Raw genomic sequence first — 21,201 nt, forward strand, 5'->3', positions numbered from 1 at the left:
CCTCAGACCGCGGTTGCGACCGGCTGCGCCTTGCGGGGTTGCACCAGAAACAGGCCGACCATCATCAGCGCGAGCGCCGCCCAGACCCAGGGCGAATAGCTTTCGCCCAGGATCAGCTTGGCCCAGAGAATGCCGCAGCCCGTCACCAGATAGCTGACCTGCGCGGCAAAGACCGCCCCGGCGCGGCCCACCAGCCAGACATAGCCTGCATAGGCCATGGCATGGGCCAGCGACGATCCGACGATGGCCAAGTCGGGCGCGCCATAGGGCGGCAAGGGCGCGATCCATTGCCCCGTCATGATGGCCAGGGGCGCAGACAGCACCAGCCCCACCGCGGACGCGCCCAGCAGGACCTGCACGGGGTCCAACCCCTCGGTCCCGTAGCGCGCCACGAAATTCCCCTCGACCGCGTAGAAGGCCGGGGCGACCAGCGCCATCGGCAGCCACCAGACCATGGCCGGGTCGGGCAGGCTGGCCTCGGGCAGGCCGATCAGCAGGATGGCGGCAAACCCCAGGACCAGGCCCGTCAGCCGCAGCGCCGAAAACCGGTCCATCCCAAGGGCCAGTGCGATGGGAAAGGACAGCATCGGCACGGTCGACAGCACGATCGACAGGATGCCCGAGGGCAGGTGGATCGCCGCCGTATAGCTGGCCGAGTTGGGCAGCAGCGTGCCGATCAGCGCGATGATCGTGTAAAGCGCCACATGCCGCCCCGTGACCGGTAGCCGGCCGCCGCGCAAGGCGTTCAGCGGCGCAAGGATCAGCGCGCCGATGGCGAACTGCCAGAAGATGATCCCGAAATGGCGATAGCCGTCCGAGACGGCGATCTTGGCGAAGGGCTGCGTGATGCCCCAGGCGGCGCCGATCCCGACCAAAAGGGCGATCAGCACCAGCCGGTCGCGGCTCACGGGGTCGCCTCTTGCAGGCGGCCGCCGACCCGGATGGGCGCGACGCGCGTGGCCTTGCCCGTACGGTCGTCGGTCTCGACATAGACGCCCGACAGGGTGGCGGGTTCGGCCGCGGGCGTGAAGCGGCCCTTGGGCATGCCGGTGATGAAGCGGCGCAGCGGCTCGTCCTTTTCCATCCCGATGACCGAGTTGTAGTCGCCGCACATCCCGGCGTCCGACTGATAGGCCGTGCCGCCCGGCAGGATCATCGTGTCCGAGGTCGGCACATGGGTATGGGTGCCGACAACAAGGCTGGCGCGGCCGTCGCAGAAATGGCCGGTGGCCATCTTCTCGCTGGTCGCCTCGGCATGGATATCGACGATCACCGCGTTCGCCTGCCCGCCGAGCGGATAGGTCCTGAGCGCGGCATCGAGCGCCGAGAACGGATCGTCGAAGGGCCGTTTCATGAAGACCTGGCCCAGGGCCTGCGCCACCACCACGCGACGGCCGGCGCGGGCCTCGAACATGCGGATGCCCTTGCCCGGTGCCTGTTTGGCATAGTTGATCGGGCGCAGTATGCGCGGCTCGGCCTCGACGACCTGCATCATCTCGCGCTGGTCGAAGGCGTGATCGCCAAGGGTGATGCAATCGGCCCCGGCCTCGAGGATCTCCTTGGCATGCGCGCCCGACAGGCCCGCGCCATTGGTCGCGTTCTCGGCGTTCACGACGACGAAATCCAGCCGCCAATCGGCCTTGATCCGGGGCAGATGCGCGGTGATCGCCGTGCGGCCTGCCCGACCCATCACGTCACCAAGGAACAGCAGTTTCATGCCCCCCGATTATGCCGCGACGATGCGCACGGCAAGGGGCGGCAGGGCGACCGTCTAGGACCGAATGACGCCCCGCTCAGTCACGATGGCATCCAGCCGTTCATCCGTGGGTTCGACCGGAAGGGGCGGCAATTGCTGCGCGGCATAGGCAAGCCCGATGGCGCGAACGGGCCCCGCGGCGCGCAGACGCGCCAGTGTTCGGTCGTAGAAGCCGCCGCCATAGCCCAGCCTGTTGCGCGCTGCATCGAACCCGACCAGCGGCACGATCAGCACCTCGGGCGTGACCCAATCACCATGTTTGGGCACCTTGGCGCCGAATGGCCCCTCAACCACCACACAGCCCGGCGCCCAGGCGCGAAACTCAAGCGGCAGCCGATTGCCAGCAATCACCGGCACACAGATCTGCGATCCAGCCTCGTGCAGCGCCGTCATGGCGGGCAGCGGATCGATCTCGGTGCGAATCGGCATGTATCCCGCGACGGTTCGGCCCGCGGCCGCACCGATCGCGGCCAGAACATGCTGCGTCGCGTGCTGGGTGGCGGGTCCGCCGGCGTCATGGGCCTGTTTCCGGGCGGCATAGGCGCGCTTGCGCAACAGGGCTTTGTCATCGTGGCTCATGCCCCGCACCCTTCCCCGGCAACCGGGCAATCGCAACAGGCCGCGCGACGCACAAGCGGGCTTTTCCGACACGCACCCGCGCGCTACGCCTTTCATCGACGGGCAGAACAGGGGCGACCATGCTGACACTCGACCATATCGCAATTTCGACCGAAGCGCTGGAAACCGGCGCGATCGATCTGGAGGACAAGCTGGGCGTGCCCCTGTCAAAGGGCGGCCAGCATGCGGCCATGGGCACGTGGAACAGGCTGCTGTCGCTCGGTCCCGGCGAATACCTGGAACTGATCGCCATCGAGCCGGGTGCGCCCGCCCCGCCGCAGCAGCGATGGTTCGACCTCGACAATTTCGCAGGGGTGACGCGCAGCACCACGTGGATCTGCCGCTGCGACGATCTCGACGCCGCGCTTGCCGCCGCGCCCGAGGGCGCCGGCGTTGCATGGGACCTGGCGCGCGCCGACCTGCGGTGGCGCATGGCGATCCCGCAAAACGGCCTCTTGCCCTTCTCGGGCCTGTTCCCCGCGCTGATCGAATGGACGGCACCCGCCCACCCCGCCGATCGGCTGGAAGATCGCGGCGTGCGCCTTACGGGGCTGCGCCTGGTCTCGCCTCAGGCCGAGGCGCTGGCCGCCGCGCTCGCGCCCCTCGTCCGCGACGACCGGATCGAGGTTCTGCACGGCGAGACGCCGCGCATGGAGGCCATTCTGAGCACGCCGAACGGCGAGATCCGCCTGTGATCCGGCCGGCCCGCCCCGGCGATGCCGACGTCATCGCCACGATCTGGAACGCGATCATCCGCGACACCGTCATCACTTTCACCACGGCCGAGAAAACGCCCGACGCCCTGGCCCGCAGCATGGAGGACGGCGCGCCCTTCGTCGTTGCCGAACATGTTGGGGGTGTCGTGGGCTTTGCCACGGCAAGTCAGTTTCGCGGCGGGCCGGGCTATGCCCATACATGGGAGCATTCGATCCACGTTGCCGACACGGCCCGCGGCCGCGGGATCGGCCGTGCCCTGATGGCGGCCATCGAGGCGGCGTTGCGGGCGCGCGGCGCGCATTCGGTCTTCGCGGGCGTCTCCGGTGAAAACGCCGAAGCCATCGCCTTTCACACGGCGCTTGGATATGCCGAGGCCGCACGCCTGCGCGAGGTGGGGTGGAAATTCGGTCGCTGGCACGATCTGGTTCTGCTGCAAAAGATGCTTTGATCCGCTTTCGCCCGGACGAAACGGCCCCTGCCGCGCGACGAGGTTTCCCCTGCCGCTCGCCGGCGGGTTGCGCTAGAAGACGCTCATGTCGCTCTGGTCCCGCATATCCGACGCGCTTGCCGCCCTTGCCAAGGGCGAGGGATTGTCGAGTGTCTTCGACCGCTTGCGCACCCCGCCCGAACGCACGGTCGCCTTCACCATCGCGGTGATCGCCCTGTCCGCCAAGATGGCCAAGGCCGACGGCCTTGTGACCCGCGACGAGGTCGCCGCGTTCCGCGATGTCTTTCACGTCGCCGCCGAGGAGGAACGCGCGGCGGCCCGCGTTTTCAACATGGCACGCGAGGATGTCGCCGGTTTCGAGGATTATGCCCGCCGAATCGCCCGCATGTTCAAATCCGAGGACCAGCCCTGTGGTCAGGATTCGGTCCTGTGCGACCTGATGGAGGGTCTGTTCCACATCGCGGCCGCCGACGGCGAGTACCACCCCGGCGAGGACGCGTTTCTCAGCCGCGTGGCCGAGATCTTCGGGATGGAGCCGGCCACCTTTCGCAAGATGCGGGCGCGCCACATTCCCGATGCCGTGGCCGACCCCTACGCCATCCTGGGCGTGCCGCTCGATGCCTCGCTCGACCAGATCCGGGCCGCCTGGCGGGCCGAGGTGCGCAACACCCACCCCGACCGCATGATCTCGCGCGGGGTGCCGCCCGAGGCCGTGAAACTGGCCGAGGCGCGGCTGGCGGCGATCAATGCTGCCTGGGAAACCATCGAAGCCGAACGCAGCCGCCCAAGGACGCCCTAGGATGCGGATCGCGACCTACAATGTCGAATGGTTCCACGCCCTGTTCGACGATGACGGTCGGCTCTTGAACGACGCGGCATGGTCGGCCCGCCACGACGTGACGCGCGAAGATCAGATCGCGGCGCTTGCCCATGTGTTCCGCAGCCTCGACGCCGACGCGATCCTCGTGGTCGAGGCCCCCGACACCAGCCGCCACCGCGATGGCACCGTCGCGCTGGAAAGCTTCGCCGCCCATGCGGGCCTACGTGCGCGCAAGGCGCTGATCGGCTTTGCCAATACCACGCAGCAGGAATTGATGCTGCTCTACGACCCCGACATCATCGGCGCGCGCCATGATCCCCAGCGCGCCACCAGCGGGAAGGGCGGCGCCAATGGCGCCCCGCGGTTCGATGGCGCGTTTCGCATCGATCTGGATATCGACGCGACACAGGACGTGGTCACCTTTTCCAAACCCCCGCTCGAGGCCGCGCTCGAGACGCCGCTGGGACCACTGCGCCTGATCGGGGTGCATGTGAAATCCAAGGCCCCGCATGGCGCCAACACCCCCGACGAGGTGATGCGCATCGCCATCGCGAATCGGCGCAAGCAACTGGCGCAATGCATCTGGCTGCGCCGGCGGGTCGAGACGCATCTGGCGGCCGGCGAAGACGTGATCGTGCTGGGCGATCTCAATGACGGGCCGGGCCTCGACGAATACGAGAAACTCTTCGGGCGGTCCGGCGTCGAAATCCTCATGGGTCTGGACGCGCCCCGCGATCTGCGGCTCTACGATCCCCATGCCGACCGCGCCCTGCAAAGCCGCCTGGCGGCGCAATCCAGCACGGCGCGGTTCTTCATCGAAGAGGAAGATCGCTATCTCTCGGCCTTGCTCGACTACATCATGGTGTCGCCCGGCCTGCGGGCCCATGCCGGATCATGGCGCATCTGGCACCCGTTCGAAGACCCCGGATGCTGGCGCGACGCCCGCTTGCGCGATGCGCTGCTGACCGCCTCAGACCATTTCCCGGTCACCTTGGATCTGGATGCGACACCTTCATGAGGCGGCCAACCCGTCCTATATTGTCCCTATGACCCGCCGTCGCCTGATCCCCGCCGCCCTCGCCACGCTCCTTGCTGCTGGCCCCGTCAGCGCGCAGCAGGATGATGGCGACATGTCCGAAGGGCTCGACCTCCTGCGCGAAGGCTCGCGCATGATCCTCGAAAACCTGCTCGACGACATGCGCCCCATGCTCGACGAGGTCCGCCCGTTCTTCGAAGAGGAGATGTTGCCTTTCCTCGAGGAACTCGGCCGCCAGATCGACGATCTGACCGCCTACGAGTTGCCCGAACGCCTGCCCAACGGCGATATCATCATTCGGCGCTCGCCCGATGCCCCACCGCTCGACGCCCCCCAGCCCGAGGTTGGCGACGGCGGCGAGGTCGAACTCTAAACGCCCCCCGTCGCCCTATCTTTATCCCGAAAATATGCACCGCGCGGAACGCGCGACAGCCCCGCAAGGGGCTCAAGGCCCCTTGCGGGGCTTGCCCGGGCGACGGCAAAGCCGGCGCAATCCCTCAGAAATCCTTGAGCATCCGCGTCGTCTCGGGGTCGAGGAACCCCGCCACCGTCGCCTCGGTTTCCAACGCCATCGCGCGGTTCAGGTCGGGCAGGCCGGCGGTGTTCAACACGCGCTTCATCGCCCGCATCGACAGGGGCGGCAGGTCGGCCAGCCGCGCGGCCACCACCATCGCCTCCTCCATCAGCGCCTCTTCCGGCACCACGCGCCAGGCCAGGCCCATCTCGGCCAGGTCCGCCGCGTCATACCGCTCGCCCAGAAACAGCATCTCGCGCGCCTTGGCGAGGCCCACCAGCGACGGCAGGATGGCCGTGACGGCCCCCGTCACGAACAGGTTCAGAGACACCTCGGGGAAGAACCCCCGCGCGCTGTCGGCCCAGATCGGGAAATCGCAGTTGATCGCCCATTCGAAGCCGCCGCCCACGGCCCAGCCGTTGATCGCGCCCACCACCGGGGCCTCGCCCTGCACCAGCGCCACGGTGCAGCGCTGGATCGCCTCGACCAGATCGCGGGCTTCGTCCTCGCTGTCGGGGTGCACATGCGCCTGCCGGTCGTCGCCCGCGCAAAACGCCCGCCCCGCCCCGGTCAACAGGATCACCCGCGTTTCGGGGTCGGCATTGGCATCTTCGACCGCGCGCGCAAGGTCGTCGATCAACTGACGGTTCATGGCATTCAGCCGCTCGGGCCGGTTCAGGGTGAGGATCCGCACCGCGCCGCGCCGCTCGCTCAACACCGTCTCGTAGGTGAAATCGCTCATTCATACCCCCGTATCACGCGTTTTGTCTTGCCCTCGGTCCGGGGCAGCGTGCCATGGGGCAGCAGCACCACCTCGGCCGTCGCCCCCAGCCGCGCCTTGATCTCTTGCGCCACGGCCTCGGCCAAAGCCCCGGCCTGCGCGCCTTGGGCCAGTTCCACCTCGAGCGGCAGGCGATCATAGGGCGGCGGGGTGTCGAGCCGGACGCGGTACTCGCCCGACAACTCGGAAAAGGAATTGACCACGGCAGCCACCATGGACGGGAACATGTTCAGCCCCCGCACCACCACCATATCATCCGAGCGCCCCACCACGCGGAACCGGAACCCGGTTACGCCGCAGGCACAGGACTCGGTTGCCACGATTTCCAGGATGTCGCCGGTGCGAAACCGCACCAAGGGCTGACAATCGCGGATCAGGTGGGTCAGCACCAACTCCCCCCGCTGGCCCGGCGCGATGGGGACCACATCACCGCTGTCGGGGTCGATCAGTTCGGGGTGCATCACGTCCATCCCCATGAAATGCAGCGCCGTGTCATGGGGACATTCGGCGGCGAAATTGCAGAAAACGTCGGACACGCCGTAATTGGCATTGCGCGCCTGCATGCCCCAGGTCTCCATCATCCGGGCGCGAAAGGCCGGGTCATCCACCCCCGGTTCACCGCCGAACAGGCCCAGTTTCAGGCCCAGATCGCGCGGATGGGTGCCCGGAAAGCGTTCGGCGATGACACGCTCCAGCACCGCCGGGTAGGAGGGTGTGCAAGAAATCGCGTCAACCCCCACCTCTCGGATCGTGCGCACCAGCAACTCGGTCGACCCGACGCCGAACGGCACGACCAGCGCGCCCGTCTCCTCCAGCGTCATGTGATCCGACAGGCCGCCCATCCACATCTGGTAGTTCAGGCAATGCACCACGCGGTGGCCCGGCCCCAGCCCCGCCGAGGCCTGGCAGCGCCCGCCGACTGCCGCCGTGATCCGCGCGTCGCGGGCGGACAGCGCAAGGTTCATCGCCTGGCCCGTCGTGCCGCTGGTGCGGTGCAGGCGCACCGCTTGTGACACGGGCGTGGCGAGGTAATTGCCAAACGGAGGGTGCGCGGCCTGCGCCACGCGCAGTTGCGATTTGTCCGACAGGGGCAACTCGGGCAGGTCCTCCAACCGCGCGGGCGGGGGCCGGTCCAGCCACAAGGTTCGATAGAACACCGAGTTTTCGGTCACATGCGCCCGCTGTTCCGCCCAGGCCGCCGCCCTGTGCGCGGCCAGATCCTCGGCGCTGGCTTGTTCCGCCCCCCTCACACACTCCATCACCGCACCCCGTTGTCATCCGCCATGGGATCGGACCAGCGCCGCAGCCCCCCGTCAAGCACCGCCATCGCGGCTTTCTTCCCCTTTCGCCTTGAGACGGGCGGGTCCGGGGCGCATATCTTGGCTCAACACAGATCAAACGACGACAGACGAGGTTTCCCAGATGAACGTGCCCTTCCCCGCCACCCTGCCCCGTGACGCCGCGACCGAGGCGGGGGGCGTGCCGCTTGGCGATCTGCCGGAATGGAACCTCGACGATCTTTATACCGCGCAGGACGCACCTGAGCTCAAGCGCGACCTTGATTGGCTGGAAGAGGCCTGCGCCTCCTTCGCCACCGATTACGAGGGCAAGCTGGCCGATCTGGACGCGAGCGCCCTGCTGGACTGCGTGCGACGCTACGAGAAGATCGACCTGATCGCGGGGCGCATCATGTCCTTTGCGGGCCTGCGCTATTACCAGCACACAACCGACGCCGAGCGCGCCAAGTTCATGTCCGACATGCAGGACAAGATCACGACCTTCACCACGCCGCTGGTCTTCTTCAGCCTCGAATTCAACCGCATCCCGGATGAGCGCTATGACGCGCTGATGGCTGAAAACGCCGAACTCGCCCGCTACAAGCCCGTCTTCGACCGCATGCGCGCGATGAAGCCCTACCAGTTGTCGGACGAGTTGGAGAAATTCCTGCACGATCAGTCGGTGGTCGGGTCGTCGGCGTGGAACAAGCTGTTCGACGAAACCATCGCGGGGCTGAGTTTCGAGGTCGAGGGTGAAACGTTCGGCATCGAAGCCACGCTGAACCTGCTGAGCGAGCAGGACCGCGCCAAGCGCGAGGCGGGTGCGCGGGCGCTGGCCGAGACGTTCCAATCCCGCTTGCCGCTCTTCGCCCGCGTTCACAACACGCTGGCCAAGGAAAAGGAAATCGAGGATCGCTGGCGTGGGTTGCCCACCCCGCAGACGGGTCGCCACCTTGTCAACCATGTCGAGCCCGAGGTGGTCGAGGCGCTGCGCAACGCCGTCGTCAACGCCTATCCGCGCCTCAGCCACCGCTACTACAAGCTGAAAGCCAAGTGGCTGGGTCTGGACACGCTGCAAGTCTGGGACCGCAACGCCCCCCTGCCGATGGAGGAAACCCGCATCGTCGGCTGGGACGAGGCGCGCAAACTGGTCTCAGACGCCTATGCCGGCTTCGACCCGCGCATGGCGGAATTGGCCGAGCCGTTCTTCACCGATGGCTGGATCGACGCGGGCGTGAAAGAGGGCAAGGCGCCCGGCGCTTTCGCGCATCCCACCGTCGTGGACGTGCACCCCTACGTCATGCTCAACTACCTCGGCAAACCGCGCGATGTGATGACGCTCGCGCATGAGTTGGGCCACGGTGTCCACCAGCGCCTTGCCGCCGGTCAGGGTGAATTGTTGTCCTCCACCCCCCTCACGCTGGCCGAAACGGCCAGCGTCTTCGGCGAGATGCTGACCTTCCGCAAGATGCTGTCCGAGGCCAAGGACCCGCAGCAGAAAAAGGTCATGCTGGCCGGCAAGGTCGAGGACATGATCAACACGGTCGTACGCCAGATCGCCTTCTACGATTTCGAATGCAAACTCCACCAGGCGCGCCGTGGCGGCGAGTTGACGCCCGACGACATCAACGCCCTGTGGATGAGCGTGCAGGCGGAGTCGCTTGGGCCGGTGTTCGAGTTCATGGACGGGTACGAGACCTTCTGGGCCTATATCCCGCATTTCGTCCACTCGCCCTTCTACGTCTATGCCTATGCCTTCGGCGATGGCCTCGTGAACGCGCTGTATGCCGTCTATGAGGAGGGCACGCCCGGCTTCGAGGAGAAATATTTCGAGATGCTCAAGGCGGGCGGGTCCAAGCACCACAAGGAATTGCTGGCACCCTTCGGCCTCAATGCCTCCGACCCCGCGTTCTGGGACAAGGGGTTGAGCATGATCGAAGGGTTCATCGACGAGCTGGAAGCGATGGAATAACCCCGCGCGCCGGCCCTGCCCCTCAGAACGGGAACAGGGCGGGCACGACGAAGGTGACGATCGCTGCCACCAGCGCCGTCAGGGGCAGGCCGATCTTGAGGAAATCGACGAACTTGTAGCCGCCGGGGCTGACCACCAGCGTCACCACCGGCGACGACACCGGCGAGGCAAAGCCGGCTGAGCCCGCGATCAGAACCGCGATGGCCATCGGCAACGGCGACACCCCCATGGACAGCGCCGCATTCACCGCGATGGGCGCCACCAGCACCAGGGTGGCTGTGTTCGACAGGATCCAGCTGAGCGACATGGTCAGGGCGAACAGCGCGAACAGAACAGCGCGCGGGCTGTCGTCACCGGCCAGCTGCAGCAGCCCCTGCACGATCATGTCGGCGCCCCCCGTCTTGTCCAGCGCTGTGGACAGCGGCAGCATTCCCGCGATCAGAACCAGCGTTTCCAGCCGGATCGACCGGTAGGCCTGGTTGGTCGAGATCGTCCCGGTCAGCACGGCGGCAATGGCGGCCAGGATCACGGCAATGGTGATCGACAGCCCCCCGATCGAGACCGCGATCATGGTCAGCAGGATAATCAGCGCGATCCAGAGCTTGTGGGAATTCGGCACCGATTGCGCGCGCTCGGCCGGTTCCTCGAGGATGACGAAATCGCGCCCCGTGGCGTTGATCGCGTCCAGCTTGGGCCAGGGCCCCGCCACCAGCAGCCGATCGCTGCCACGCAGCGGCACGGTCTGCACCTCTTGCATAGGTGTGGCGTCGCGCAACAGGTCCAGCACCTCGAGCCCGTAGCGGTCACGAAACCCGAGATCGGCAAGGGTGCGGCCGCGGATCGCGGCCTCGGGGTGGATCATCACCTCCATGATCCCCAGCGTGTCGATCCAGCGGTTCATGTCCTCGTAGAAGCTGCGGAAATGGCCCAGTCCGGGGGTTCGGGCAAAGGCCGCGATCTCGGCGACGTCGCCGGTGACGACGATCAGATCACCCTCGCGCAGTTCCATCCCCGCGTTGTAAAGCGCGGTTTGCGCCCCCGCGCCCGGCCCGCGCCGCCACCGCGACAGAACGCGCGGCGCCTGGGCCAGCAATGACCCCAGGGCCTCGCCGCGCATGTCCCGTGTTACGCGCAAGACCTCGACCCCTTCGAACCCGTGACTGCGATACAGCTCGGCAAAGGATCGATCCCTGCGTCGGGCCAGCCCCGTACCATCGGCGGTCAGCGGCCCCAGCATGTGCCGGCCCACGAAAACGAAGAACACCACCGTCCCCAACAGGACGAGCGCCCCGACAAGGCTGAAGCTGAAGAACCCCAGCGGTTGGCCCGTCGCCTCGCGCAGCGCGTCCGAAACCGCAAGGTTGCCGGGCGTGCCGATCAGCGTCAGCATCCCCGAGATCAGCGCCCCGAAGGACATCGGCAGCAACAGGCGCGCGGCATTGATGCCGCTGTCGCGGGCGATGCGCATCACGATGGGAATGAAGATCGCCACGACGGCGGTCGAGGACATGACCGACCCGAGGATCGCCGCCCCGACGCTGAGCGGGATCATCAGGCGCACCTCTTGCCCGCGCCCGAATTTCAGGATGCCGTCCCCGACCGTGCGCGCCACGCCGGTGCGGTCCAGCATCTCGCCCACCACGAACAGGCCGGCCACCATGATGATGATCGTCGCGCCGAACCCGGCCACCGCCTCGGACGGGGTCAGGATGCCCGACAGGGCCAGCGTGACCAGAACGAACAGGGCGATCAGATCATAGCGCACCCGGTTCGAGGCCATCATGATCGCGGCCACACCCATGAGGTAGAAGACCAGCGTCGCGTCGCTTGGCATGGCGTGCCCCCGCAGTGTCTGTCCCCCTCGCCTAGACGATCGCCGCCGACAGGGCCAGTCCCGTGGTTGCGCCCCGTCGCCGCGCGACCCGTCCGGTGGTCGAACGGCGCGGTCGCGGCCGTACGGCGGACACGATCCGCGACATGATGCGATTCGTGGATCATTCTTCGCATTGGAAACAGGCACGTCGCCTTTCGGGCCGCCCGAAAATGGCGCACCGATTGGCGGCCGGCGATCACCGCCAGGTCGGAAGTCTACGCCCGTCCAAGGGCAGGACAGACCCTTTGGTGACCATGGCCTGTCACTGACCGCGTCATCCGCCCCCACGCGAGTCGACTTGATTTCAACAGTTTATGCGGAACGACACCTTAACGCTGTCACACACCGGGGCACGCCGGGCGCCGGATCAGTGGATCCGCCATCCGGGTGGCAGAGTGCACCGTTCAGGGGCCGCATGGATGTCAATTAAAGCTTGACCGATCGCGCCGAGCGGACCAATCGTTGAATGGTTCGTTACCATTTCACATATGGATCAACCTTGGGTCGTATCAGTGCTAGAGAAGACGCCAGTCACCAATGACAACGCATCGCGGGCCAGGGCGCAGATCCGCGACCTCATCCGCAACGGGGACGTCGCGCGGGATGGCAAGCTGCCCCCCGAACGGGATCTCTGCGCGCGGTTCGACATCAGTCGGCGCGCCGTGCGCCGGGCGCTCGACTCGCTCGAGGCCGAGGGGCTGATCTGGCGTCATCAGGGCAAGGGCACCTTCGTGGGTGAGCGCCCCGATCCCAAGGGGCACCTGGCCGCGGCCATCGCGCCGCAGACCGACCCGATGACGGTGATGGAGGCGCGCCTGGCCATCGAACCGGAACTGGCGGCCCTGTGCGCCCGCCGCGCCACGGCCGACGACGTGGCCCGCATGCGCGATCTGGCCTCCCGCACCTCCCAGGCGGCCGACCGCGACGCCGCGGAACTGTGGGATGGGTCCCTGCACCGCTACATCGCCCGGATCGCCGATAACGCCATCCTTCACACCGCGTTTTCCCTGATCAACGAGGTGCGCGGCGAACAGCGGTGGCAAACGGAACGGGAAATGGCGCGCTCGCCCGCGCTGCGCGCGGAATATGACAAGCAGCATGCCTCGATCATCGACGCGATCCACCTGCGCGACGAAGATCTCGCCCGCCAGGCCATGCGCGCGCATCTGACCGAGTTGCGGATGAACCTCGAACGCGTCCGCAAAGGGGGATCGGAATGACCAACCCCGCCCAACCGCTGCTGGAGGTGCGCGACTTGTCGGTGCGCCTGGATGGTGCCGAAAGAAACATCGTCGATCAGGTGTCCTTTTCCGTCGATGCGGGCGAAACCCTGTGCCTTGTCGGCGAATCCGGCTGCGGCAAGAGCCTGAGCGCCTTGGCGTTGATGGGGTTGCTGCAATCGCCGCCGCTGTCGATCGTCGGCGGCACCGCGCGCTTTTCCGGCGCAGACCTTCTGCGCATGCCGCAGGCCGAGCGGCGTCGGCTGCGCGGTGGGCGCATGGCGATGATCTTTCAGGAGCCGATGACATCGCTGAACCCGGCGATCCGCATCGGTGAACAGATCGCGGAATCGGTGCGCCGCCACAGGCGCGCCACGACCGCCGAGGCCCGCGCCCGCGCGCTGGAGATGCTGCGCCGCGTGCGCATACCGGCCCCGGAAAAGCGGTTGGACGAATACCCGCACCAGTTGTCGGGCGGCATGCGTCAGCGCGCGATGATCGCAATGGCGCTGGCCAACGACCCCGAACTGCTGATCGCGGACGAACCGACCACGGCGCTGGACGTGACCATTCAGGCCCAGATCCTCGACCTGATGCGCGAGCTGCAATCGGAAACCGGCGCGGCGATGATCATGATCACCCATGACCTCGGCGTCGTGGCCGAGATGGCCGACAAGGTGGCGGTGATGTATGGCGGTCACATCGTCGAGGCCGGCACCACCCAGGCGATCTTCACCGATCCGCAGCATCCCTACACCATCGGGTTGATGAGTTCGATGCCCTCGCTGGGGGATCGGGGCGATCGGCTGGTGACGGTGCCGGGTGTCGTGCCGCAACCCGCCGACATGCCCGCCGGCTGCCGGTTCGCCACGCGCTGTCCCTTTGCCACGGCGGCCTGTGCGCAAAAGCCCGTGCTGCAAGCCTGCGGGCGCTCGCACCAGGTCGCTTGTGTCCGGGCACCGCTGGAAGACCTTGTCGCCCACCCATTGCCGGAGACCGGAACATGAGCGTCATCCTGTCCGCGCGCAATCTGCGCAAGGAATTCGTCACCGCGCGGCCCCTTTTCGGGGCACCGACGGTGGTGCGGGCTGTCGATGGGGTGTCGCTCGATATCGAGAAGGGCGAGACCTTTGCCATTGTCGGCGAAAGCGGATGTGGCAAATCTACCCTTGCGCGGCTGCTCTTGCGGCTTATCGACCCCAGCGATGGCGAGGTCTGGTTCAACGACGAGGATCTGGCCGGGATCGATGCAGGCCGCATGCGCGCCCTTCGCCGGGATCTGCAATTCATCTTTCAGGATCCGTTCAGTTCGCTGAACCCGCGCATGACCATCGGAGCGCTGATCGCGGAACCGATGCAGGCCCATGGCATCGGTAGGGCCGAAACACGGCGCCAGCGCGTGGCCGAGTTGCTGACGCGCGTCGGCCTGCCGCCCGCCGCCGCCGACCGGTTTCCGCACGAGTTTTCGGGCGGCCAGCGTCAGCGCATCGGCATCGCCCGCGCGCTGGCCACTGGTCCGACCGTGCTGATCGGGGACGAGCCGGTCAGCGCGCTGGACGTGTCGATCCAGGCTCAGGTCGTCAACCTGCTGGAGGATCTGAAGGACGAATTGGGCCTGACCCTGGTGGTGATCGCCCATGACCTTGCCGTCATCCGGCACATGGCCGACCGTGTGGCCGTGATGTATCTCGGCGAAGTGGTGGAATGCGCGCCCGCCGCCGATCTCTACGACCGCCCGCGCCACCCCTACACGGCCACCTTGCTGGCCGCGATCCCGGTGGCCAGCTATGGCGCGCGTCGGGCGCACACGACAATCGAAGGCGACCCGCCCAACCCGATTTCACCCCCCTCGGGCTGCCGGTTTCACCCGCGCTGCCCACACGCGACCGAGCTGTGCCGCAGCGACCGCCCGGCGCTGCGCGATGCCGGCGCAGGGCGGCAGGTGGCCTGCCACCACGCGGACACCCTGACGCTGGCGGGACTTGGCGCGGTCGAGGGCGGCCGCAGCCCCGCCGCCGAGGCCCGCTTTGCCCTTTATGCCAAGGCCCGCGCCCAAGGGGCCGCGCACAGTGCCAATAACGACTCGGAACCGAGCATTTCACCAACAACAGACGGAGAGAACTGACATGAAGACGACGAAATCAGTCATGCTTGCGCTGGCTGCGGGCCTTATGGCGACCGCGGTGCAGGCGCAGGATCTGCGCATCGGTCTGCAAGACGACCCTGATGTGCTGGACCCCGACCAGTCGCGCACCTTCGTGGGGCGTATCGTCTATGCCTCGCTCTGCGACAAGCTGGTGGACATCACCCCAGATCTCGAAATCGTGCCGCAACTGGCCACGGGCTGGGAATGGTCCGAGGACGGCCTGCAACTGACCATGACGCTGCGCGAAGGTGTCGTGTTCCACGATGGCACGCCGTTCGATGCCGCCGCCGTCGCCGCCAATATCGACCGCAGCCAGAACCTGCCCGAAAGCCGCCGCAAGTCGGAACTGGCCTCGATCACCGGGGTCGAGGTGGTCGATGACTACACGATCCGCTTCACCCTTGGCGCGCCTGATGCCACGCTGCTGGCCCAGTTCGCCGACCGTGCGGGCATGATGCTGTCGCCCACCGCCGCCGACGCGGCCGGCACCGATTTCGGCCTTGCGCCCGTGTGCTCCGGCCCGTTCAGCTTTGTCGAGCGGATCCAGCAGGACCGTATCGTGCTCGAGGCGTTCGACGACTACTGGAACGCCGATGCGATCAATTTCGACACGGTGACCTTCCTGCCGATCCCGGACACGACCGTGCGCCTCGCCAACTTGCGGGCCGGCGACCTCGACATGCTCGAGCGTCTGGCCGCCACCGATGTGGCGTCGGTCACGGCCGATGACGACCTGCTGATGGAACAGGCTGTGTCGCTCGGCTACCAGGGCATCACGATCAACGTGGCCAATGGCGAGGGCGCCGACAGCCCGATCGGGCAGAGCGAACTGGTGCGTCAGGCCCTGTCGCTGGCCATTGATCGCAACGTGATCAACCAGGTCGTTTTCGAAGGTGCCTTCGCCCCCGGCAACCAGCCCTTCCCCCCGACCTCGCCCTGGTACAACGACGCCTACCCCGTGCCCGAGCGCGACGTCGAGGCCGCCCGCGCCCTTCTGGAGGAAGCCGGCTATCCCGACGGTGTCGATATCGAGGTTCAGGTCGCCAACAACCCGGTGCAGTTGCAACTGATGCAGGTCGTGCAGGCCATGGCCGGTGAGGCCGGCATCCGGATCGACATCGTGGCCAAGGAATTCGCCACCCTGCTGTCCGACCAGTCGGCGGGCGCCTATACCGCCAGCCAGATCGGCTGGTCCGGCCGGGTCGATCCCGATGGCAACATCCACCAGTTCATGACAACCGATGGCGGGATCAACGACAGCGGCTATTCCAACCCCGAGGTGGATCGCCTGCTGAACGAGGCCCGCACCTCGACCGACATGGACACCCGTCGGGCAGCCTATAACGCCGCGCGCGACATCCTGATCGAGGATCTGCCGATCATCTACCTCTATCACGTGACGTGGATCTGGGCGCTGGACGACGCGATCGAGGGGTTCGTGCCCTATCCCGACGGGATGATCCGCCTCGAAGGCGTCAGCATGGCCGCCGAGTGATCGCGCGAGCCTGACCAAAGACCGGACCGTGCGGGGGCGCTTGTCCCGGCCCCGCACGGCCCACCGATTTTCCACGCCGCCTTCTGCCGCCCTTGCCCGGAGAGCCCACATGCTGGCCTTTATCGGACGCCGTATCCTGATCGCGATCCCGACGATCATCCTGATCTCGATCTTCGTCTTCGCCCTGCAAAAGATGCTGCCGGGCGACCCCGTGCTGGCCATGGCCGGCGAAGAGCGTGACCCCGAACTGATCGAGATGCTGCGCGAACGCTATCGGCTGAACGATCCGATCCCGGTGCAGTATTTCACATGGATCGGCAACGCGTTGCAGGGCGATCTGGGCATTTCGCTGCGCACCAACCAACCGGTGCTGGAACTGATCGGCCAGAAACTGCCCGTGACGCTGCAACTGGCCATCATGGCGCTGATCTTTGCCATCGTGATCGGTGTGCCCGCCGGGGTTCTCTCGGCCTACAAGAAAGGCACATGGATCGACTGGGTGGCCAATGTCGTGGCGCTGTCGGGCCTGTCGGTGCCGAATTTCTGGCTGGGGATCATGATGATCCTGCTCGTGTCGGTGCAACTGGGCTGGCTGCCCGCCTCGGGGTATCAACCCTTCTCCGACGGATCCGCTGCAATCCATCCGCACCATGCTGATGCCCGCCTTCGTGCTGGGCACGGCCCTGGCTGCAACGCTGATGCGCCACACCCGCTCGGCCATGCTGGGGGTGCTGAAATCCGACTATATCCGCACCGCGCGGGCCAAGGGCCTGTCCGAACGCATCGTGCTGATCAAGCACGCGCTCAGAAACGCCCTGGTTCCGATCGTGACCGTTACCAGCCTGATCTTCGGTGAACTCCTTGCCGGGGCCGTCCTGACCGAGCAGATCTTCACCATCCCCGGTTTCGGCAAACTGGTCGTAGATGCCGTGTTCAACCGCGACTACGCGGTGGTGCAGGGGATCGTTCTGTGTACCGGCGTCGCCTTCATCTTCATGAACCTCCTGGCCGACGTGGCCCAACGCATCCTGAACCCACGCATGAGGGACAAATGAGCGCGCTGACCGATCCGCAGATCACCGCCGCCGACCTGCCCAGGAAACGCAGCCGGTTCTGGACCAAGATGCGTGCCAACCCCGCCGCGCTGCTGGGGGCCTTTCTGGTGGCCTTCTTCTGCGCCGTGGCGCTGGCCGCCCCGATCCTGCCCATCGTCGAGCCGACGGCGACCGACTGGCTGGCCGTGCGGCAGGCCCCCTCTCTGACCCATCCGTTCGGCACCGTGAGATTGGGCGCGATGTGCTGTCGCGCATGGTCTGGGGCGCGCGCGCCTCGTTGCTGGCGGGGGTCGTGTCGGTTGCCATCGCGGTCTGCCTCGGTGTGCCGCTTGGGGTCATGGCGGGCTACATGGGCGGATGGACGGACGCCGCGATTTCCCGCGTGACCGAGGCGCTGCTGGCCGCGCCCTTCCTGATCCTCGCCATTGCGCTGGCGGCTTTCCTCGGGCCGAACCTGACGAATGCGATGATCGCCATCGGCCTGTCGGCCATGCCGATCTTCATCCGCCTGGCCCGCGCCCAGACCATGTCGGTCATGACCGAAGACTATGTCGAAAGCGCCCGTGCCGTGGGATTGCAGCCCTTTGTCCTGATCCGGCGTTACATCCTGCCCAACATCTTCCCGCCGATCCTTGTGCAGGCCACGCTGACCATTGCCACCGCCATCATCGCCGAGGCGTCGCTGTCCTTCCTCGGGCTGGGGCAGCAGCCGCCCGCGCCCTCCTGGGGGTCGATGCTGAACGTGGCCAAGAACTTCCTCGAACAGGCGCCCTGGATGGCGCTTTACCCCGGTGCCGCGATCTTCCTCGTGGTGCTTGGCTTCAACCTGCTGGGCGACGGTCTGCGCGACGCGCTGGACCCGCGTGACCATTGACCTGCCGATTTAGCAAGAACGGACCATTGCCATGACCTTTACCACCCGCCCCGAGATCAAGGGCACGTTCGGTGTCGTCGCCTCGACCCACTGGATCGCCTCGGCTGTCGGCATGAAGATCCTCGAGGAAGGCGGCAATGCCTTCGACGCCTCGGCCGCGATGGGCTTTGCCCTGTGCGTGGTCGAGCCGCATCTGAACGGCCCGCTTGGCGACATGCCGCTGATGATCCGCCCCACGGGCGATGCGACGCCGACGATGATCTGCGGTCAGGGCACCGCGCCCGCGGGGGCCACCATCGAACACTACAAGGCCGAGGGGCTGACGCTGATCCCCGGTTCGGGCCTGTTGGCGACGGTCGTGCCCGGTGCCTTCGGCGCATGGATGCTGATGCTGCGCGACCACGGGCAACTGCCGCTGCGCGCCATCCTCGAACCGGCGATCCACTACGCCCGCCATGGCCACCCCGTTCTGCCGCGCGTGGCCCATACGATCGCCGGGCTGGCCGATTTCTTCCGCGACGAATGGCCGACCTCTTACGCCACGTGGCTGCCGGGCGGCAACGCGCCCGAACCCGAAAGCCTGTTCAAGAACCCCGCGCTGGCCGACACGTGGACCCGCCTGTTGTCCGAGGCCGAGGCCGTCGATGGCCGCGAGGCCCAGATCCAGGCCGCGACCGATGCGTTCTACAAGGGCTTTGTCGCAGAGATGATCGACGACTACCTGCGCGACGCCTGCGTGATGGACGCCGCCGGCGGCCGCCGCAAGGGCGTGATGACCGGGCAGGACATGGCCGAGTGGTCCGCCACGAAAGAGGCCCCGCTGAGCGTCGATTACGAGGATTGGACCGTCTGGAAGGGCGGCACATGGACCCAAGGCCCCACCCTGCTGCAATCGCTCATGACGCTCTCGGGCGTGGATATCGCCGCGATGAACCTGAACGGGGCCGAGTTCGTGCATACCGTCACCGAGGCCATGAAGCTGAGCTTTGCCGACCGCGAGGCCTATTACGGCGACCCCGATCACACTGAAATCCCGGTCGAGACGCTGCTGTCGCCCGACTATGCCGCTACCCGCCGCGCCCAGATCGGGGCCAAGGCCTCGGACCAGCAGCGCCCGGGCGCGATCCCCGGTTTTGAGGCTTGGGCAGAGGCCGCGATAGACCGCGCAGGCCGTGATTTCGCGACCGGCCCCGGTGTCGGCGCGGGCGAGCCGACCATGGCCCACCTGACCGAACGGCGCGGCGACACGGTGCATATCGACGTCGTGGACCGCTGGGGCAACATGGTCTCGGCCACGCCCTCGGGCGGGTGGCTGCAATCCTCGCCCGTGGTGCCGGGGCTGGGCATGCCGCTCAACTCGCGCGCGCAAATGTTCTGGCTGGACGAGGGGCTGCCGACCTCTCTGGCGCCGGGTCGTCGCCCGCGCACCACGCTGTCGCCGTCGATGGCGGCAAAGCGTGACGGCTCTCTGGACCTGACCTTTGGCACGCCGGGCGGCGACCAGCAGGACCAGTGGCAGTTGATCTATTTCCTGCGGCTCGTGCATGGCGGGTTGAACCTGCAAGAGGCCATCGACGCGCCGCTGTTCCATACAGGGCATTTCCAGGCGTCCTTCTACCCGCGCGGCACCCGGCCCGCGCACCTGATGCTCGAGCCGAATTTCGGCACGGCGGTGATCGACGATCTGCGCGCCCGCGGCCACGACATCGAGGTCGCCGAACCTTGGACGGTCGGCCGCCTGACCGCCGCCTCGCGGGACCGCGCCGGGGTGCTGCGCGGCGCGGCAACACCCCGCCTCATGCAAGCCTATGCCATCGGCCGCTGAACGGGGGGCAACATGACCTATTCCATCGTGGCCCATGATGCCGAGACCGGCCAATACGGCGTTGCCGTGGCCAGCCGCTTTTTCGCCGTCGGCGCCCTTGTTCCCCATGTCCGGGGCGGCAAATGCGCCGTCGCCACGCAGGCCTTCGTCAGCCCGATCTGGGGCATCGAGGCCGCCGACCGCATGGCCGCGGGCGAGGCTGCGGCGGATGTCCTGGCCGATCTGGTGGCACGCGATGCGGGTCAGGCCATTCGCCAGATCCACATGATCGACAGTGCGGGGCGCATTGCGGCCCATACCGGCGCGGATTGCGTCGATTGGTGCGGCCATGTCGCGGGCGACGGCGTTTCGGTCGCAGGCAACATGCTGGCCGGGGCTGCGGTGATCGACGAGACGCTGGCGGCCTATCACGCGCATGGGCACCTGCCCCTGGCCGAACGCCTGATGACGGCGATGGAGGCCGGGGCTGCGGCGGGCGGCGACAAGCGCGGCACGCAATCGGCGGCGCTGGTGATCCACAGGACCGAGGATTACCCGTGGCTCAGCCTGCGCGCCGACGATCACCCCGATCCGCTTGCCGAACTGCGCCGTCTCCATGATGTGGCCTTTGAACGCTACGCCCACGTGGCCGAGGCGATGCCGACCCGCGCCAATTTCTCGGGCACGACGGATCGCACGGGGATCGACGCGGCGATCAAGGCGGCCGATGAAAAACGCAAGGCCGAGGGGCGGCCCAGCCGGTCCTTTGCCACGGATCTGGATGGCTGAGGCCCG

General features: G+C 67.0%; 20 protein-coding genes and 2 pseudogenes. 16 read left to right on the forward strand and 6 right to left on the reverse strand.

What is annotated here, in order from left to right; translation table 11 throughout:
• Window positions 1-2 precede the first annotated feature (2 nt).
• From ROSELON_RS01430 to ROSELON_RS01440, 3 genes are read right to left on the reverse strand one after another with little or no spacing between them, the layout of a single operon-like run.
• Window positions 3-908 (reverse strand): DMT family transporter, encoded by a 906-nt coding sequence (locus tag ROSELON_RS01430; protein WP_025310677.1) that lies wholly within the window; start codon window positions 906-908, stop codon window positions 3-5.
• Window positions 905-1,717, reverse strand: coding sequence for a TIGR00282 family metallophosphoesterase (locus ROSELON_RS01435; protein ID WP_025310678.1), 813 nt, complete (start codon window positions 1,715-1,717; stop codon window positions 905-907). Before ROSELON_RS01435 ends, ROSELON_RS01430 begins: the two co-directional genes overlap by 4 nt.
• Window positions 1,718-1,771: 54 nt before the next feature.
• On the reverse strand, window positions 1,772-2,335 hold the full coding sequence (locus ROSELON_RS01440) for a 5-formyltetrahydrofolate cyclo-ligase (protein WP_025310679.1): 564 nt from the start codon (window positions 2,333-2,335) through the stop codon (window positions 1,772-1,774).
• A gap of 119 nt (window positions 2,336-2,454) precedes the next feature.
• Here ROSELON_RS01440 and ROSELON_RS01445 point away from each other — a divergent pair, with 119 nt between their 5' ends.
• The 5 genes from ROSELON_RS01445 to ROSELON_RS01465 all read left to right on the forward strand — a co-directional run bounded on the left by ROSELON_RS01445 (window position 2,455) and on the right by ROSELON_RS01465 (window position 5,768).
• Window positions 2,455-3,069 carry a VOC family protein gene (locus ROSELON_RS01445; RefSeq protein WP_025310680.1) on the forward strand — a complete coding sequence of 205 codons (615 nt, stop codon included), beginning with the start codon at window positions 2,455-2,457 and terminating at the stop codon, window positions 3,067-3,069.
• Window positions 3,066-3,539 carry a GNAT family N-acetyltransferase gene (locus tag ROSELON_RS01450; protein WP_025310681.1) on the forward strand — a complete coding sequence of 158 codons (474 nt, stop codon included), beginning with the start codon at window positions 3,066-3,068 and terminating at the stop codon, window positions 3,537-3,539. The genes ROSELON_RS01445 and ROSELON_RS01450 overlap by 4 nt, the downstream gene beginning before the upstream one ends.
• 85 nt (window positions 3,540-3,624) lie before the next feature.
• Complete coding sequence (locus ROSELON_RS01455; protein ID WP_025310682.1) at window positions 3,625-4,338, forward strand: J domain-containing protein; 714 nt, start codon at window positions 3,625-3,627, stop codon at window positions 4,336-4,338.
• A gap of 1 nt (window position 4,339) precedes the next feature.
• A complete protein-coding gene (locus ROSELON_RS01460) occupies window positions 4,340-5,377 on the forward strand; it encodes an endonuclease/exonuclease/phosphatase family protein (RefSeq protein WP_025310683.1) in 1,038 nt (345 codons plus the stop codon).
• A gap of 28 nt (window positions 5,378-5,405) precedes the next feature.
• Window positions 5,406-5,768 carry a hypothetical protein gene (locus ROSELON_RS01465; RefSeq protein ID WP_025310684.1) on the forward strand — a complete coding sequence of 121 codons (363 nt, stop codon included), beginning with the start codon at window positions 5,406-5,408 and terminating at the stop codon, window positions 5,766-5,768.
• Window positions 5,769-5,892: 124 nt separating this feature from the next.
• On the opposite strand, the gene ROSELON_RS01470 is transcribed toward ROSELON_RS01465, so the two are convergent.
• Window positions 5,893-6,651 (reverse strand): enoyl-CoA hydratase/isomerase family protein, encoded by a 759-nt coding sequence (locus tag ROSELON_RS01470; RefSeq protein ID WP_025310685.1) that lies wholly within the window; start codon window positions 6,649-6,651, stop codon window positions 5,893-5,895.
• Window positions 6,648-7,949 carry a phenylacetate--CoA ligase family protein gene (locus tag ROSELON_RS01475; RefSeq protein ID WP_025310686.1) on the reverse strand — a complete coding sequence of 434 codons (1,302 nt, stop codon included), beginning with the start codon at window positions 7,947-7,949 and terminating at the stop codon, window positions 6,648-6,650. Before ROSELON_RS01475 ends, ROSELON_RS01470 begins: the two co-directional genes overlap by 4 nt.
• A 163-nt stretch (window positions 7,950-8,112) precedes the next feature.
• Between ROSELON_RS01475 and ROSELON_RS01480 the strand changes: the two genes are divergently transcribed.
• The gene (locus tag ROSELON_RS01480; protein ID WP_025310687.1) at window positions 8,113-9,939 is read left to right on the forward strand and encodes a M3 family oligoendopeptidase; all 1,827 of its coding nucleotides are present in this window, start codon (window positions 8,113-8,115) and stop codon (window positions 9,937-9,939) included.
• A 22-nt stretch (window positions 9,940-9,961) separates the two neighbouring features.
• Here the strand turns inward: ROSELON_RS01480 and ROSELON_RS01485 are convergent, their stop codons facing one another.
• Window positions 9,962-11,773: an SLC13 family permease gene (locus tag ROSELON_RS01485; protein WP_025310688.1), complete on the reverse strand. Its 1,812-nt coding sequence runs from the start codon at window positions 11,771-11,773 to the stop codon at window positions 9,962-9,964.
• 551 nt (window positions 11,774-12,324) lie between these two features.
• Between ROSELON_RS01485 and ROSELON_RS01490 the strand changes: the two genes are divergently transcribed.
• The 10 genes and pseudogenes from ROSELON_RS01490 (at window position 12,325) to ROSELON_RS01525 (ending at window position 21,195) form a co-directional block, all read left to right on the forward strand.
• Window positions 12,325-13,032 carry a FadR/GntR family transcriptional regulator gene (locus ROSELON_RS01490; RefSeq protein WP_025310689.1) on the forward strand — a complete coding sequence of 236 codons (708 nt, stop codon included), beginning with the start codon at window positions 12,325-12,327 and terminating at the stop codon, window positions 13,030-13,032.
• Complete coding sequence (locus tag ROSELON_RS01495) at window positions 13,029-14,039, forward strand: ABC transporter ATP-binding protein (RefSeq protein WP_025310690.1); 1,011 nt, start codon at window positions 13,029-13,031, stop codon at window positions 14,037-14,039. The genes ROSELON_RS01490 and ROSELON_RS01495 overlap by 4 nt, the downstream gene beginning before the upstream one ends.
• The gene (locus tag ROSELON_RS01500) at window positions 14,036-15,157 is read left to right on the forward strand and encodes an ABC transporter ATP-binding protein (protein ID WP_025310691.1); all 1,122 of its coding nucleotides are present in this window, start codon (window positions 14,036-14,038) and stop codon (window positions 15,155-15,157) included. The genes ROSELON_RS01495 and ROSELON_RS01500 overlap by 4 nt, the downstream gene beginning before the upstream one ends.
• A 1-nt stretch (window position 15,158) precedes the next feature.
• Window positions 15,159-16,673, forward strand: a complete 1,515-nt coding sequence (locus ROSELON_RS01505) for an ABC transporter substrate-binding protein (RefSeq protein ID WP_025310692.1) — start codon at window positions 15,159-15,161, stop codon at window positions 16,671-16,673.
• A gap of 109 nt (window positions 16,674-16,782) precedes the next feature.
• Window positions 16,783-17,028 (forward strand): annotated as a pseudogene (locus ROSELON_RS18570) (ABC transporter permease); the annotation flags it as partial.
• A gap of 301 nt (window positions 17,029-17,329) precedes the next feature.
• Window positions 17,330-17,728, forward strand: a complete 399-nt coding sequence (locus tag ROSELON_RS18575; RefSeq protein WP_245605391.1) for an ABC transporter permease — start codon at window positions 17,330-17,332, stop codon at window positions 17,726-17,728.
• 68 nt (window positions 17,729-17,796) lie between these two features.
• Window positions 17,797-17,868 (forward strand): annotated as a pseudogene (locus tag ROSELON_RS18990) (hypothetical protein); the annotation flags it as partial.
• 101 nt (window positions 17,869-17,969) lie between these two features.
• Window positions 17,970-18,602 carry an ABC transporter permease gene (locus ROSELON_RS01515; RefSeq protein WP_245605392.1) on the forward strand — a complete coding sequence of 211 codons (633 nt, stop codon included), beginning with the start codon at window positions 17,970-17,972 and terminating at the stop codon, window positions 18,600-18,602.
• Window positions 18,603-18,633: 31 nt separating this feature from the next.
• Window positions 18,634-20,427, forward strand: coding sequence for a gamma-glutamyltransferase family protein (locus ROSELON_RS01520; RefSeq protein WP_025310693.1), 1,794 nt, complete (start codon window positions 18,634-18,636; stop codon window positions 20,425-20,427).
• A gap of 12 nt (window positions 20,428-20,439) precedes the next feature.
• Window positions 20,440-21,195, forward strand: coding sequence for a DUF1028 domain-containing protein (locus tag ROSELON_RS01525; RefSeq protein ID WP_025310694.1), 756 nt, complete (start codon window positions 20,440-20,442; stop codon window positions 21,193-21,195).
• Window positions 21,196-21,201: the final 6 nt, after the last annotated feature.

Source organism: Roseibacterium elongatum DSM 19469 (genome assembly GCF_000590925.1).
GTDB classification, from domain to species: domain Bacteria; phylum Pseudomonadota; class Alphaproteobacteria; order Rhodobacterales; family Rhodobacteraceae; genus Roseibacterium; species Roseibacterium elongatum.

What these genes read in the sequence shown, in the direction of transcription:
- ROSELON_RS01495 (WP_025310690.1), top strand. Translation starts at nt 13,029, where the DNA reads ATGACCAACCCCGCCCAACCGCTGCTGGAGGTGCGCGACTTGTCGGTG.
- ROSELON_RS18575 (WP_245605391.1), top strand. Translation starts at nt 17,330, where the DNA reads ATGCCCGCCTTCGTGCTGGGCACGGCCCTGGCTGCAACGCTGATGCGC.
- ROSELON_RS01460 (WP_025310683.1), top strand. Translation starts at nt 4,340, where the DNA reads ATGCGGATCGCGACCTACAATGTCGAATGGTTCCACGCCCTGTTCGAC.
- ROSELON_RS01470 (WP_025310685.1), bottom strand. Translation starts at nt 6,651, where the DNA reads ATGAGCGATTTCACCTACGAGACGGTGTTGAGCGAGCGGCGCGGCGCG.
- ROSELON_RS01465 (WP_025310684.1), top strand. Translation starts at nt 5,406, where the DNA reads ATGACCCGCCGTCGCCTGATCCCCGCCGCCCTCGCCACGCTCCTTGCT.
- ROSELON_RS01480 (WP_025310687.1), top strand. Translation starts at nt 8,113, where the DNA reads ATGAACGTGCCCTTCCCCGCCACCCTGCCCCGTGACGCCGCGACCGAG.
- ROSELON_RS01520 (WP_025310693.1), top strand. Translation starts at nt 18,634, where the DNA reads ATGACCTTTACCACCCGCCCCGAGATCAAGGGCACGTTCGGTGTCGTC.
- ROSELON_RS01440 (WP_025310679.1), bottom strand. Translation starts at nt 2,335, where the DNA reads ATGAGCCACGATGACAAAGCCCTGTTGCGCAAGCGCGCCTATGCCGCC.
- ROSELON_RS01445 (WP_025310680.1), top strand. Translation starts at nt 2,455, where the DNA reads ATGCTGACACTCGACCATATCGCAATTTCGACCGAAGCGCTGGAAACC.
- ROSELON_RS01475 (WP_025310686.1), bottom strand. Translation starts at nt 7,949, where the DNA reads ATGGAGTGTGTGAGGGGGGCGGAACAAGCCAGCGCCGAGGATCTGGCC.
- ROSELON_RS01505 (WP_025310692.1), top strand. Translation starts at nt 15,159, where the DNA reads ATGAAGACGACGAAATCAGTCATGCTTGCGCTGGCTGCGGGCCTTATG.
- ROSELON_RS01485 (WP_025310688.1), bottom strand. Translation starts at nt 11,773, where the DNA reads ATGCCAAGCGACGCGACGCTGGTCTTCTACCTCATGGGTGTGGCCGCG.
- ROSELON_RS01500 (WP_025310691.1), top strand. Translation starts at nt 14,036, where the DNA reads ATGAGCGTCATCCTGTCCGCGCGCAATCTGCGCAAGGAATTCGTCACC.
- ROSELON_RS01435 (WP_025310678.1), bottom strand. Translation starts at nt 1,717, where the DNA reads ATGAAACTGCTGTTCCTTGGTGACGTGATGGGTCGGGCAGGCCGCACG.
- ROSELON_RS01455 (WP_025310682.1), top strand. Translation starts at nt 3,625, where the DNA reads ATGTCGCTCTGGTCCCGCATATCCGACGCGCTTGCCGCCCTTGCCAAG.
- ROSELON_RS01525 (WP_025310694.1), top strand. Translation starts at nt 20,440, where the DNA reads ATGACCTATTCCATCGTGGCCCATGATGCCGAGACCGGCCAATACGGC.